Source organism: Rhodovarius lipocyclicus, from assembly GCF_009900765.1.
GTDB classification, from domain to species: domain Bacteria; phylum Pseudomonadota; class Alphaproteobacteria; order Acetobacterales; family Acetobacteraceae; genus Rhodovarius; species Rhodovarius lipocyclicus.
This window is the reverse complement of the sequence record NZ_JAAABL010000006.1, coordinates 108,200-119,797: the sequence shown is the minus strand read 5'-3', so window position 1 is coordinate 119,797 and position 11,598 is coordinate 108,200. Positions and strand designations below refer to the sequence as shown.

The 11,598-nt window shown below is 69.0% G+C and carries 11 protein-coding genes; 7 read left to right on the top strand and 4 right to left on the bottom strand.

All coding sequences use genetic code 11. The features are described 5' to 3' along the window. Positions 1-66: 66 nt before the first annotated feature. Positions 67-987, bottom strand: coding sequence for a bifunctional Delta(1)-pyrroline-2-carboxylate/Delta(1)-piperideine-2-carboxylate reductase (gene lhpI, locus GT007_RS08390; RefSeq protein ID WP_160121146.1), 921 nt, complete (start codon positions 985-987; stop codon positions 67-69). A 287-nt stretch (positions 988-1,274) separates the two neighbouring features. On the opposite strand from lhpI, the gene GT007_RS08385 reads away from it, so the two are divergent. From GT007_RS08385 to GT007_RS08355, 7 genes are all read left to right on the top strand, one after another. Further along, the gene (locus tag GT007_RS08385) at positions 1,275-2,378 is read left to right on the top strand and encodes an amino acid ABC transporter substrate-binding protein (protein ID WP_236571561.1); all 1,104 of its coding nucleotides are present in this window, start codon (positions 1,275-1,277) and stop codon (positions 2,376-2,378) included. An 87-nt stretch (positions 2,379-2,465) separates the two neighbouring features. Further along, positions 2,466-3,668: an amino acid ABC transporter permease gene (locus GT007_RS08380; protein ID WP_160121145.1), complete on the top strand. Its 1,203-nt coding sequence runs from the start codon at positions 2,466-2,468 to the stop codon at positions 3,666-3,668. Positions 3,669-3,755: 87 nt separating this feature from the next. Next, positions 3,756-4,889, top strand: a complete 1,134-nt coding sequence (locus GT007_RS08375; RefSeq protein ID WP_160121144.1) for an amino acid ABC transporter permease — start codon at positions 3,756-3,758, stop codon at positions 4,887-4,889. Between the two features lie 43 nt (positions 4,890-4,932). Further along, positions 4,933-5,706 carry an amino acid ABC transporter ATP-binding protein gene (locus GT007_RS08370; protein ID WP_160121143.1) on the top strand — a complete coding sequence of 258 codons (774 nt, stop codon included), beginning with the start codon at positions 4,933-4,935 and terminating at the stop codon, positions 5,704-5,706. Position 5,707: 1 nt separating this feature from the next. Next, positions 5,708-6,181 (top strand): L-2-amino-thiazoline-4-carboxylic acid hydrolase, encoded by a 474-nt coding sequence (locus tag GT007_RS08365; RefSeq protein WP_160121142.1) that lies wholly within the window; start codon positions 5,708-5,710, stop codon positions 6,179-6,181. Continuing rightward, entirely contained in the window at positions 6,182-7,036 is an 855-nt protein-coding gene (locus tag GT007_RS08360; RefSeq protein ID WP_160121141.1) for a class I SAM-dependent methyltransferase, read from the top strand. Then, a complete protein-coding gene (locus tag GT007_RS08355; protein ID WP_160121140.1) occupies positions 7,033-8,961 on the top strand; it encodes a potassium transporter Kup in 1,929 nt (642 codons plus the stop codon). Before GT007_RS08360 ends, GT007_RS08355 begins: the two co-directional genes overlap by 4 nt. Before the next feature lie 125 nt (positions 8,962-9,086). On the opposite strand, the gene GT007_RS08350 is transcribed toward GT007_RS08355, so the two are convergent. The 3 genes from GT007_RS08350 to GT007_RS08340 form a co-directional block, all read right to left on the bottom strand. Then, on the bottom strand, positions 9,087-10,085 hold the full coding sequence (locus tag GT007_RS08350; protein ID WP_160121139.1) for a Bug family tripartite tricarboxylate transporter substrate binding protein: 999 nt from the start codon (positions 10,083-10,085) through the stop codon (positions 9,087-9,089). Positions 10,086-10,149: 64 nt separating this feature from the next. After that, a complete protein-coding gene (locus GT007_RS08345; protein WP_160121138.1) occupies positions 10,150-10,581 on the bottom strand; it encodes an NUDIX hydrolase in 432 nt (143 codons plus the stop codon). After that, positions 10,578-11,585: a DUF4340 domain-containing protein gene (locus GT007_RS08340; RefSeq protein WP_160121137.1), complete on the bottom strand. Its 1,008-nt coding sequence runs from the start codon at positions 11,583-11,585 to the stop codon at positions 10,578-10,580. Before GT007_RS08340 ends, GT007_RS08345 begins: the two co-directional genes overlap by 4 nt. Between the last annotated feature and the right edge of the window lie 13 nt (positions 11,586-11,598).

Here is an 11,598-nt window from a genome sequence, read left to right as displayed (position 1 = left end):
GGTGGTAGCCATGCGGCCCCGCGCATGCAACCTCGGCCTGTGGGTAACTCACGGTGAGGCCGGGCCTCAGCCCGTCACACCCGCCGCCAGCATGGCCGCCGCCAGGTCCTCGCCGGCCCAGCCGACGGATTTGAAGGCGGTGATCTGTTCCGGATCCTGGCGGCCGGTCTTCTCGCCGCGCAGGATCTCGGCCAGTTCGGCCGCGATGTGGTCCCGGGTGATGGCGCCTTCCTCGATGGCGCGCAGCACGTCGCCGGCCTCGGCCAAGGCGCCGGCATAGGTGTCCACCACCAGCCGGGCGCGGGCCATGGCCGCGCCGTCGGATTCGCGCATATGGGCGCGGAAGGCGCCGACCAGGTCCAGATGCGTGCCCGGCGCCAGATCGGCCCCGCGCAGCAGCGGTTCGGTGGACAGGGTGGCGCAGGCGACGATGTCGGCGCCCGCCGGGTCGGGGCTGGCCACCGCGCGGGCCGGCAGGCCGTGCGCCGCCAGCTTGCGGGCCAGCGCCGTCGCGTTGTCCTGGCCGCGGCTCCAGATCATCACCTCGGTCAGCGGGAAGGCGCTGGCATAGGCCTCCGCCAGGGCGCCCGCGACTTTGCCGCTGCCCAGGACCAGCAGGCGCCGGCTGTCGGGCCGGGCCAGGTGGCGCGCCGCGAGCACGGAGGTCGCGGCGGTGCGGCGGTCCGTCAGCTCCCCGCCATCCAGCAGGGCGATGGGCGCGCCGGTGACGGCGGAGGACAGCAGATAGGCCGCATGCACCGCCGGCAGGCGCCGAGAGGTGTTGGCCGGGTTCACATGCACGATCTTCACCCCGGTGTACCCCCCCGCCGTCCAGGCCGGCATCAGCAGCAGGGAGGCATCGTCGCCCAGCAGGTGGCGGTGGCGCAGAGGGGAATCGCAACCCTGCCGGAACATCCTGGCCAATGCCTCCATCAGGGCGGGCCAGGGCAGGGCGGCGGCCACGGCCGCCTGGTCTAATTCACGCATGGCCCGGACATTAGGCAGGGGCTGCAGCGCTGTGAACCTGCCCGCCCCTTGGTCACTCATCGCACTGTTGCGGTGCAGCGGGGCGACGGCATGAAAAACAGGCGAGTGCATCGAGTGTGGGCAACACTGGCGCAACGCTTCCGGGGGCCATATGAGTGTTGCATTGATCGGGTCGCATGGCTGGGCCAGCATGGATGCATCGGTCGCCTTCCCCTGCGGGAGAGGGGGGCGGTCGCCAGGCTGGGAGACCAGGCGGCTAAGTCGAGGGAGAAATCACAGTGAACACCATGTCTTCTTCTGGGAAGCGGGGCTTTTCCGTTCGCCGGCTGGTCCTGGGCGCGATGGGCGCCGGGTTGCTGGCGCTGACCGCGCCCGCCGCGCGGGCCCAGGCCCCCGCGGCGGCACCCGCCCCCGCACCGGCCCCCGCCGCCGGCGGCGGCAGCAACATGATCGAGACCATCCGCAACCGCGGCACGCTGATCTGCGGCGTCAGCACCGGGCTGGCCGGCTTCTCGGCGCCCGACAGCCAGGGCCGCTGGTCCGGCTTCGACGTGGATTACTGCCGCGCGGTGGCCATCGCCATTTTCGGCACAGACCAGAACCGCGTCCGCTTCGTCGCCACCACCCCGCAGGCGCGCTTCACCGCGCTGCAATCGGGTGAGCTGGACATGCTGGCCCGCAACACGACCTGGACGCTGAGCCGCGACACCTCGCTCGGCCTCGATTTTCCGGCGACCAGCTTCTATGACGGCCAGGGCTTCATGGTGAAGCGCAGCCTGGGCGTCACCTCCGCCCGGCAGCTGGATGGCGCGACCATCTGCGTGCAGCCCGGCACCACCACCGAGCAGAACCTGTCCGACTGGGCGCGCTCCAACCGGGTGACCATCCGCCCCGTGGTGATCGAGCGCCAGGAGGACAATGTCGCGGCCTATATCGCCGGCCGCTGCGATGCCTACACCACCGACGCCTCGGGCCTGGCCGGCGTGCGCAGCACCCAGCAGAACCCGAACGACCACATCATCCTGCCCGAGATCATCTCCAAGGAGCCGCTGGGCCCGCTGGTGCGCCATGGCGACCAGCGCTTCGCGGACCTGGTGCGCTGGGTGCATTTCGGCCTGCTCGCCGCCGAGGAGTTCGGCATCACCGCCGCCAATGTGGAACAGGCCGCGACCGCCGATCAGCGCCCCGAGGTGGGCCGCATGCTGGGCCGTGGCGGCGACCTTGGCCAGATGCTGGGCGTGGACAACCGCTGGCTGGTCAATGTCGTGAAGATCCTGGGCAATTACGGCGAGGTGTTCAGCCGCAACCTGACGCCGCTCGGCCTGCAGCGCGGCCCCAACGCGCTGTGGACCACGCCGGGCGGGCTGCAGTACGCCCCGCCGTTCCGTTGATCCGACCCATGAGATACCGCCGGGAGGGCCAGTCCCTCCCGGTTCCGCCGCAAGGCCCATGACATAAACAGGCAGGCATCCCCCCGAATGTCCGATACCGCGATCGATCCGCGCTATGCGGCCAAACCACCCAAACGCCCCCTGCGCCTGAGCTGGAGCGACGAGCGCTTTCGCGGCATCGTCTGGCAGGTGCTGGTGCTGGCGGTGGTGGCGACCATCTTCTGGTGGCTGTGGTCCAACACCGTGCACAATCTGGAGGTGCGGCGCATCGCCAGCGGCTGGGGCTTCCTGAGCCGCGAGGCCGGGCTGCCCATCGCGGAAAGCCTCATTCCCTACGATCCGACCAACACCTATCTGCGCGCGCTGGCCGTGGGCCTGACGAACACGCTGAAGGTGGCGATCATCGGCATCATCCTGGCCACGCTGCTGGGCACGCTGCTGGGTGTGCTGCGCCTGTCGCCCAACTGGCTCGTCTCCAAGCTGGTGGGCGGCTATGTCGAGGTGGTGCGCGACCTGCCGCTGCTGCTGCAACTGCTGTTCTGGTACGCCATGCTGCAGGGCCTGCCGGGGCCGCGCCAGGCGATCAACCCCGCCACCGGCGTGTTCCTGTCCAACCGCGGCCTGAAGCTGCCCTGGTTCGAGTGGTTGCCGGCCCATAGCTGGGCACTGCTGGTCTGCGTGATCGGCATCGTGGCCACGCTGATCTGGCGCCGCGCCGCACTCGCCCGGCAGATGGCCGATGGCCAGCCACGCAAGGTCTGGCCCGTGGCGCTGCTGCTGTGCGTGGGCGCGCCGCTGGTGGTCTGGGCCACGCAGGGCGCGCCCTTCACCCCGGACATCCCCTTTCTGCGCGGCTTCAACTTCCAGGGCGGGCTGACCGTCAGCCCCGAATTCTTCGCGCTGCTGACGGGCCTCACGCTCTACACCGCCGGCTTCATCTGCGAGATCGTGCGTGCCGGCATCCAGGCCGTGCACCAGGGCCAGTGGGAGGCGGCGGGGGCGCTGGGCCTGCCGCGCGGCCAGGTGATGCGCCTGGTGGTGCTGCCGCAGGCGCTGCGCGTGATCATCCCGCCGATGACCAGCCAGTTCCTGAACCTGACCAAGAACAGCTCGCTGGCGGTGGCCATCGGCTATCAGGACATCGTCAGCATCGCCAACACGACGCTGAACCAGACCGGCCAGGCCATCGAGGGCATCGCCGCCATCATGGTGGTGTATCTGTCGATCTCGTTGTCCATCAGTCTCTTCATGAACTGGTACAATGCGCGCATCGCGCTGGTGGAGCGCTAAGCGATGATCCTGACGATACCGGACCCCGGCCCGCGCATTGTCGCAATGTTCCCTTGGGCGCGCATCGCGCTGGTGGAGCGCTGAGCCATGAGTGTGACGACCCATACCCCGTCTCCGGCCCTGCCGCCGCCTTCCCGCCTCATGGCGGGCGGCCCGCTCGGCTGGGTGAAGGCCAACCTGTTGAACGGCGTGTTCAACAGCATGATCACGCTGCTGCTGGCCTATCTGCTGGTGCGCTACACCATCAGCTTTGTTGACTGGGCTTTCCTCAACGCCATCTGGCAGGTGCCCAACGACCGTTTCGGCCGGGCCGACACCAGCTCCTGCCGCGACATCAAGGGCATCGGCGCCTGCTGGGCCGTGATCACGGAGAAGCACCGCTTCATCCTGTTCGGCACCTATCCGTATGAGGAGCACTGGCGCCCCGCCATCGTCTGCGTGCTGTTCATCGCGCTGTACATCGTCAGCGCCATGCGCCGCTTCTGGCGCAAGGAGCTGGTGCTGGTCTGGGCCGTGACGCTGACCGCGATCGGCCTGCTGATGTGGGGCGGGGTGTTCGGCCTGTCCTATGTCCCGCAGGAGCGCTGGGGCGGCCTGCCCATCACGCTGATCCTGGCGACCTTCGGCCTCGCCTTCGCCTTCCCGCTCGCGATCATGGTGGCGCTGGGGCGGCGGTCGCGCCTGCCGGCCATCAAGGCGCTGTGCGTGGTGTATGTGGAGCTGATCCGCGGCGTGCCGCTGATCTCCCTGCTGTTCATGGCCAGCGTGATGTTCCCGCTGTTCCTGCCCGAGGGGCTGAACATCGACAAGCTGCTGCGCGCGCAGGTGGCCATCATCCTGTTCGCCGGCGCCTATCTGGCCGAGGTGGTGCGCGCCGGCCTGCAATCCCTGCCCAAGGGCCAGTACGAGGCCGCCGAGGCGCTCGGCCTGTCCTATTGGCAGAAGACCGGCTTCATCATCCTGCCGCAGGCGCTGCGGCTGGTCATTCCGCCGCTGGTCAACACCTTCATCGGCTTCTTCAAGGACACCTCGCTGGTGCTGATCATCGGCATCTTCGACCTGCTCACCGCCGCGAAAACCGCGATCATCGAGCCGCAATGGCAAGGCTTCGCGGTCGAGGTGTATGTGACCGTCGGCCTGATCTATTTCATCTTCTGCTTCGCCATGTCCAAATACAGCGCCGGGCTGGAAGCGGAACTCAACAAGCACAGGAAGCGGTGAGGATCATGACCCATCGCCATCCCCTGACCGGAGACTTCATCGCATGAGCGCCGCCCTTTCCTCCTCTCGTCATCTGGGCAAGCCCGCCATCCAGCTGCTGGGCGTGAACAAGTGGTACGGGCAGATGCACGTGCTGCGGAACATCAACCTCGAGATCGCCGAGGGCGAGCGCGTGGTGGTGTGCGGGCCCTCCGGCTCGGGCAAATCCACCATGATCCGCTGCATCAACCGGCTGGAGGAACACCAGCAGGGCCAGATCATCGTGGACGGCATCGAGCTGTCCGACGACCTGAAGAGCCTGGACGCCATCCGCCGCGAGGTCGGCATGGTGTTCCAATCCTTCAACCTGTTCCCGCACCTCACCATCCTGGAGAACTGCACCCTGGCGCCCATCTGGGTGCGCAAGATGCCGAAGAAGGAGGCCGAGGAGCTGGCGATGGAATACCTGACCCGGGTGCGCATCCCGGAGCAGGCGAACAAATACCCCGGCCAGCTCTCGGGCGGGCAGCAGCAGCGCGTGGCGATCGCGCGCGCGCTGTGCATGAAGCCCAAGATCATGCTGTTCGACGAACCCACCTCCGCCCTCGACCCCGAGATGATCAAGGAGGTGCTGGACACCATGGTGATGCTGGCCGACACGGGCATGACCATGATCTGCGTGACCCATGAAATGGGCTTCGCCCGCCAGGTGGCCGACCGCGTGGTGTTCATGGACCGCGGCGAGGTGGTGGAATCCAACACCCCCAACGAGCTGTTCGGCAACCCGCAGACCGACCGCCTGAAGCTGTTCCTCAGCCAGATCCTGCGGGGACACTGAGATGGGGGAGGCGCCCGTCTCGATCCTGGCCCAGCGCCGGATCGAGGCCGCCTTCGCCAAGGGCATCTATGAGGAGATGGCGGCCAGCATCGGTGCCGAGGCCGCCCGCGGCATCATGACGCGGGCGATCGTGAAGCTGGCCGAGGAAACCGGCGCCGCCATGGCAAAGGGCGCCGAGACGGGTGTCGCGCATTTCGCCTCGCTGATGGAGCTGTGGCGCAAGGACGATGCCCTGGCGATGGACATCACCCGCCAGGATGCCACCCATTTCGACTTCAACGTCACCCGCTGCCGCTATGCCGAGACCTATCGCGATATGGGGCTGGGGGAGCTGGGGGCGGTGCTGTCCTGCAACCGCGACGGCGCCTTCTGCGGCGGCTACGACAAGCGCCTGAAGCTGACGCGCACCCAGACCATCATGGGCGGCGCCAGCCATTGCGACTTCCGCTACGTCTGGGACGAGGCCGCCGGCTGAATGGCCTATGTCGCCACCGACTCCGACGCCTATGAGCAATCCATGGGCCGCTGGAGCCGGGCGCTGGCGGAGCCCTTCCTGGATGCGCTGTCCCTGGCCCCCGGCGCGCGCGTGCTGGATGCGGGTTGCGGCACCGGGGCGCTTTCGGCCGCGCTGGCGGCGCGCGACCCCGCCGCGCGGCTGACCGGGCTGGATTATGGCCAGGCCTATCTGCTGGGCGCGTGGCGGCGGGTGCCGGGGGCGGCCTTCGTGCGCGGCGATATCGGCGCGCTGCCCTTCGTTTCCGGCGCCTTTGACTCCAGCCTGGCCCTGCTGGTGCTGGGATTCGTACCGGATGCGGCACAAGCCGTGGCCGAGATGGTCCGGGTGACCCGCCCGGGCGGGGTGGTGGCCACCGCCATGTGGGATTTCCGGGGCGGCATGCCCTTTCTCAACCTGTTCGCCGATACGGTGGCGGCCCTGCTGCCCCAGGGGGCCGCCTGGCGCGCCCGGCACTGGCGGGGCCAGGTGGGCGCGCCCGGGCGCCTCTCGGCCTTGCTGCGCGGCGCGGGGCTGGAGGCGGTGCGGGAGCAGGACATCGCCATCCGCCAGGATTTCCGCGATTTCGACGACTGGTTCGGCCCCTGGCTGGCCGGGCAGGGCATCATGGGGGCCTTCCTGATGGCCCTGTCGCCCGCGGACCGCGCCCGGGTGGAGGCCGCGTTGCGGGAGGCCTGGGGCGATCCGGCCGCGGGCTGCAGCTTCACCGCCACCGCTCGGCTGGCCTGGGGACGCCATCGGGGCGGAGGTGACAGGGGTGTCACGCATACCCCCGCTGCAACCTTTGGAAAAAAACCGCTATGTGCTGAAGCATGAGCGACGCACAGCCTTCCGGCCCCAGCACCCCCGCGCCCCCGTCCGCGCCTGGGCATGACGCCAAGGGTAAGCTCACCCTGGCCGCCGCCTTGGGCGTGCTGGGCGTGGTCTATGGCGATATCGGCACCTCTCCGCTTTACGCGCTGAAGGCCTCGCTGCTGCATTTCGAGGATGGCGGGATCGAGCGGTGGGAGATCCTGGGCGTGCTCAGCCTGATCTTCTGGTCGCTGATGCTGACCGTCACGGTGAAGTACGTGATGGTCATCATGCGCGCCGACAACCGGGGAGAGGGCGGGATCCTGGCGCTGATGGCGCTGGCCATGCGCACCACCACCACCACGCGCGGGCGCTGGATCGTGGTGATGATCGGCATCGCCGGCGCCGCGCTGTTCTTCGGCGACGGCATCATCACCCCGGCCATCTCCGTGCTCTCGGCGGTCGAGGGGTTGAAGGTGGTGGACCCCATCTTCGAGGAAGCGGTGGTGCCGCTCTCGCTGGTGATCCTGCTGGGGCTGTTCGCGGTGCAGTACCGGGGCACCTCGCAGATGGGCCAGGTGTTCGGGCCGATCTGCGCCGTGTGGTTCCTGGGCATCGGCCTGCTCGGCCTGTGGGAGATCCTGCACCACCCCTCCGTGCTGCTGGCGCTGTCGCCCAGCTATGCCGTGAACTTCGTGCTGCACTATCACGCCGCGGCCTTCATCGCGCTCGGCGCCGTCGTGCTGTCGGTCACGGGGGCGGAGGCGCTGTATGCCGATATGGGTCATTTCGGCCGCCGTCCCATCCGCATCATGTGGACGACCTTCGTGCTGCCGGCGCTGGCGCTGAACTATTTCGGCCAGGGGGCGCTGCTGCTGCGGGAGCCCGAGGCGATCGAGAACCCCTTCTTCCTGCTCGCCCCCGAATGGCTGCGCCTGCCGCTGGTCGTGCTGGCCTGCGCCGCCACCGTGATCGCCAGCCAGGCCATGATCTCGGGTGCCTTTTCCGTCGCGCGGCAATGCGTGCAGCTGGGCCTGCTGCCGCGCCTGGTGGTGCGCCACACCTCCGCGACCGAGGAAGGGCAGATCTATGTGCCCCAGATCAACTTCATCCTGCTGATCGGCGTGCTGGTGCTGGTGCTGGAGTTCAAGAACAGCGACGCGCTGGCGGCCGCCTATGGCTTCGCGGTGACGGGCACCTTCATCGCCAGCTCCATCCTGGCGGTGATCGTGCTGCACCGGGTGTTCAACTGGTCGGTGCTGAAGGTGGGGGCGGTGTTCATCCCGCTGGCGCTGCTCGACCTCGGCTTCTTCGCCGCCACCGCGCTGAAGGTGCCCGATGGCGGCTATGTGCCGCTGATCCTGGGCCTGATCACCTTCGCGCTGATGGCCACTTGGTATCATGGCCGCCAGCTGCTGTTCCAGCGCCTGCGCCAGGACAGCCTGCCGCTGAAATCCTTCCTGGCCCGCCTGCCGCAGAGCCGTACCATCCGCGTGCCCGGCATCGCCATCTTCATGACCGGCGAGAAGGACTTCCTGCCCGGTGCGCTGCTGCACAACCTGAAGCACAACAAGGTGCTGCATGAGCGCGTGCTGTTCGTCACCGTCTCCAACGAGGATATCCCCGTGGTGGGCGACGCCCGCCGGCGCGAGGTGGCGGAGCTGGCGCCGGGCATCCATCGCGTGATGCTGCATTACGGCTTCCAGGAAAGCCCCAACATCCCGCGCGAACTGGAAACCCTGAACGCCGAGGGCAAGATCGCCTTCGAACCCATGCAGGCCAGTTATTTCCTGGGGCGCGAGACCATCGTGCAGGCCGCCGTGCCTAAGATGTGGGGCTGGCAGCAATGGCTGTTCCGGGCGATGCAGCGCAATTCCATGCCGGCCACGGAGTTCTTCCGCATCCCGCCCGACCGGGTGGTGGAGCTGGGCGTGCGGATCGCGGTGTGAATAAAGCGGCGCCCCACCTGCCAAGGCAAGGCGCCAATTCCTGGGTTCAAAGGGTTGCTGCAACCCTTTGCGGGGTGGTCAGGGGCGGCGCCCCTGACTGGGGGCTCGGGGGCGAAGCCCCCGTCTCAATCCAGCCGTGCCCCCGAGATCTCCACCATATTCCGCCAGAACGGCCGTTCCTGCGCGATCAGTGCTGTCAGTGCCGCGGGTGTCGCGCTGGTCGCGGCCGCGTAGCCCAGCGGTTGCAGCCGCTGCACGAAGGCCGGGTCCGAGCACACCTGCACGATCGCGGCGTGCAGGCGCTGGATCACCGGTTCCGGCACGCCGGAGGGCGCCATGATGGAGTTCCAGCTGACCAGGTTGTGGTTGGCCAGCCCCAGCTCGGGGAAGCTGCCCATGCCCGGGATATTGGGCAGGAAGGGCACGGCTTCCTTCGAGGACACGGCCAGCGCCTTGAAGCGCCCGGCCTCCACATGCGGCATCAGCGCGGGCATCACGTCGAACATCATGTCGATGTTGCCGGCCACCAGATCGTTGATGGCGGGGCCGCCGCCGCGATAGGGCACGTGCAGGATCTTGGCGTCCGCCGCGCGGTTGATCGCCTCGATATTGAGGTGCGAGGCGGTGCCGTTGCCCGAGGAGCCCATGCGCACCTGTTCGGGGTGGGCGCGGCTCCAGGCGATCAGGGCGCGGAAATCGGTCCAGCCATTGCGGCGCGCCGTGTCGGCGTTGACCACGCACAGCAGGGAGCCATCGACCACCTTGCTGATCGGCGCCAGGTCGCGCTCGGGGTCGAAGGGCATGCGGTTGGTCATGTAGGGATAGGCCGCCATGATGGTGACACCCATCAGCCCGATCACACTGCCGTCCTTGTCGCCCTTGGCCACGATGTCGGCCCCCAGCAGGCCGCCGGCGCCACCGCGGTTTTCCACCACCACGGTCTGGCCCAGGGCGGTGGACAGGCGCTCCGCCATCAGCCGGCCTAGCAGATCCACCGCGCCGCCGGGCGGGAAGGGGACGATGAGGCGGATGTTGCGGCCGCCGGCGATGGGCTGGGCCGTGGCGGGCAGGGCGATCAGCGCGGGGGCCGCCAGCAGCGATCGTCGCGAGAATGAGGGTTGCATCTTTGCCTCCGTGTAACCTTGCCGTGAGAATGGCGCGGCGGAGGCCGTGGCGCCAGCAGGGGTTTCAGCCCAGAAGCGCGCGCGCCCGGCCGATGACTGCCAACACCTGGGGCGTCAGGCGATAGGCTGCCAGTTCCTGCGGCAATGCCCAGGCGGTCTCGGAGACATCGTCGCCCGGCCGGGCCTCTCCGGCCAGCCAATGCCCGCAATAGTCGATGATGGTGTAGTGGTAGCGCACGGCCCCCCGGGCATCGAGGGCGATGCCGTCGATCACATCGGCCAGCAGCAGGGGGCCGGCCTCGATGCCGGTTTCCTCCAGCAATTCGCGCCGGGCGCAGTCGATGGCGCCCTCGCCCAGATGCTGGGCGCCGCCGGGCAGGGACCAGCTGCCCACGCGCGGCGGCTTGCCGCGCCGGGTCAGCAGCACGGCCTCACCCCGGAAGATCACGCAGCCCACACCCACCCAGGGGCGCGCGGGGTATTCTCGGTCGCTCAACCGGCCTCCTCGCGGGTCAGTTCCTCCAGCGTGGGCAGGAAGGATTTTTCCTTCCAGATCCCCACCTGATAGGCCCAGCCGGACCAGCGCCGGTTCAGCACCGTGGCCTCCAGCCCGCCTTCCGCCTGCAGGCGGATGAACAGGAACTGCTCGAACTTGCTGGCCCAAACTGTGACGCGCAGATCCTCGGTCAGGGAGAAGGTGGCCTCGCCCAGCGCCTCGCCGCGGTTCTCGGCGGCGGGGATGGCGTCCATGAAGGTCAGGAACTCGAAGCCGCGCGTCACCTCGTCCAGCGCCGCGCGGTTCTGCACCGGCGGGTCGGCGGGGTCGGTCACCACCAGCGGCGCGCCGGGCTCCCGCCGGCCGAGGGTGAGGGGCCGTTCGCCCGCGCGGCGGATAGCCGCGCCCAAGATGCGCTCGGGCGGGAAATTCGCCACGTCCCGGTCCATCCAGCTGGCGGCGTCGGCATCCACGGGCACGCGGCCCTCGGCGAGCCAAGCCTGGGTCTCGCCGCCCCGGCGGACATAGACGGTCTCGGGCAGGCCGCCCTGGGTGCGCACGCGGCGGCGGCCCAGGAAGAGCTCGGCGATGGAGCGGCCCTGGCCATCCAGCACGCGGACGAAATTGGCGGTGCTGCCAGGGTTCACCGGGTCATCCACGCCCAGCCGCGCCCAGCCCGCCATGTCGGTCGCGCGGGGTTCCAGCAGGCGCAGCTCCGTCAGGCCGGTCAGCAGCTCCCGCAGCCTGGCGTCGCGGGCGGGGTAGTCGTTGCGCTCGGCGATCACCCAGCGGTCGTCCTGGCGCAGCAGGGTCATCGCACCCTCGTTGCGGCGGATTTCGACCTTGGTGGCCTCCGCCAGCCGGGCCGCGAGGCCCGGGAACATCAGCCCGCCGCCCGTGGCCCCCAGGCTGGGGCTGTCCTCGTCACCGCCCAGCAGCAGGGCGGCGGCGATGCTGGCGGCGCCGATGGCAGCCCCGCCCAGGACCAGCAGCCGGCGGTTCATGCGCGTGCCGCCG

Excerpts from the sequence above, each read along its gene's own strand:
- lhpI (WP_160121146.1), bottom strand. The coding sequence starts at position 987 with ATGCGTGAATTAGACCAGGCGGCCGTGGCCGCCGCCCTGCCCTGGCCC.
- GT007_RS08355 (WP_160121140.1), top strand. The coding sequence starts at position 7,033 with ATGAGCGACGCACAGCCTTCCGGCCCCAGCACCCCCGCGCCCCCGTCC.
- GT007_RS08340 (WP_160121137.1), bottom strand. The coding sequence starts at position 11,585 with ATGAACCGCCGGCTGCTGGTCCTGGGCGGGGCTGCCATCGGCGCCGCC.
- GT007_RS08370 (WP_160121143.1), top strand. The coding sequence starts at position 4,933 with ATGAGCGCCGCCCTTTCCTCCTCTCGTCATCTGGGCAAGCCCGCCATC.
- GT007_RS08350 (WP_160121139.1), bottom strand. The coding sequence starts at position 10,085 with ATGCAACCCTCATTCTCGCGACGATCGCTGCTGGCGGCCCCCGCGCTG.
- GT007_RS08385 (WP_236571561.1), top strand. The coding sequence starts at position 1,275 with ATGTCTTCTTCTGGGAAGCGGGGCTTTTCCGTTCGCCGGCTGGTCCTG.
- GT007_RS08380 (WP_160121145.1), top strand. The coding sequence starts at position 2,466 with ATGTCCGATACCGCGATCGATCCGCGCTATGCGGCCAAACCACCCAAA.
- GT007_RS08360 (WP_160121141.1), top strand. The coding sequence starts at position 6,182 with ATGGCCTATGTCGCCACCGACTCCGACGCCTATGAGCAATCCATGGGC.
- GT007_RS08375 (WP_160121144.1), top strand. The coding sequence starts at position 3,756 with ATGAGTGTGACGACCCATACCCCGTCTCCGGCCCTGCCGCCGCCTTCC.
- GT007_RS08365 (WP_160121142.1), top strand. The coding sequence starts at position 5,708 with ATGGGGGAGGCGCCCGTCTCGATCCTGGCCCAGCGCCGGATCGAGGCC.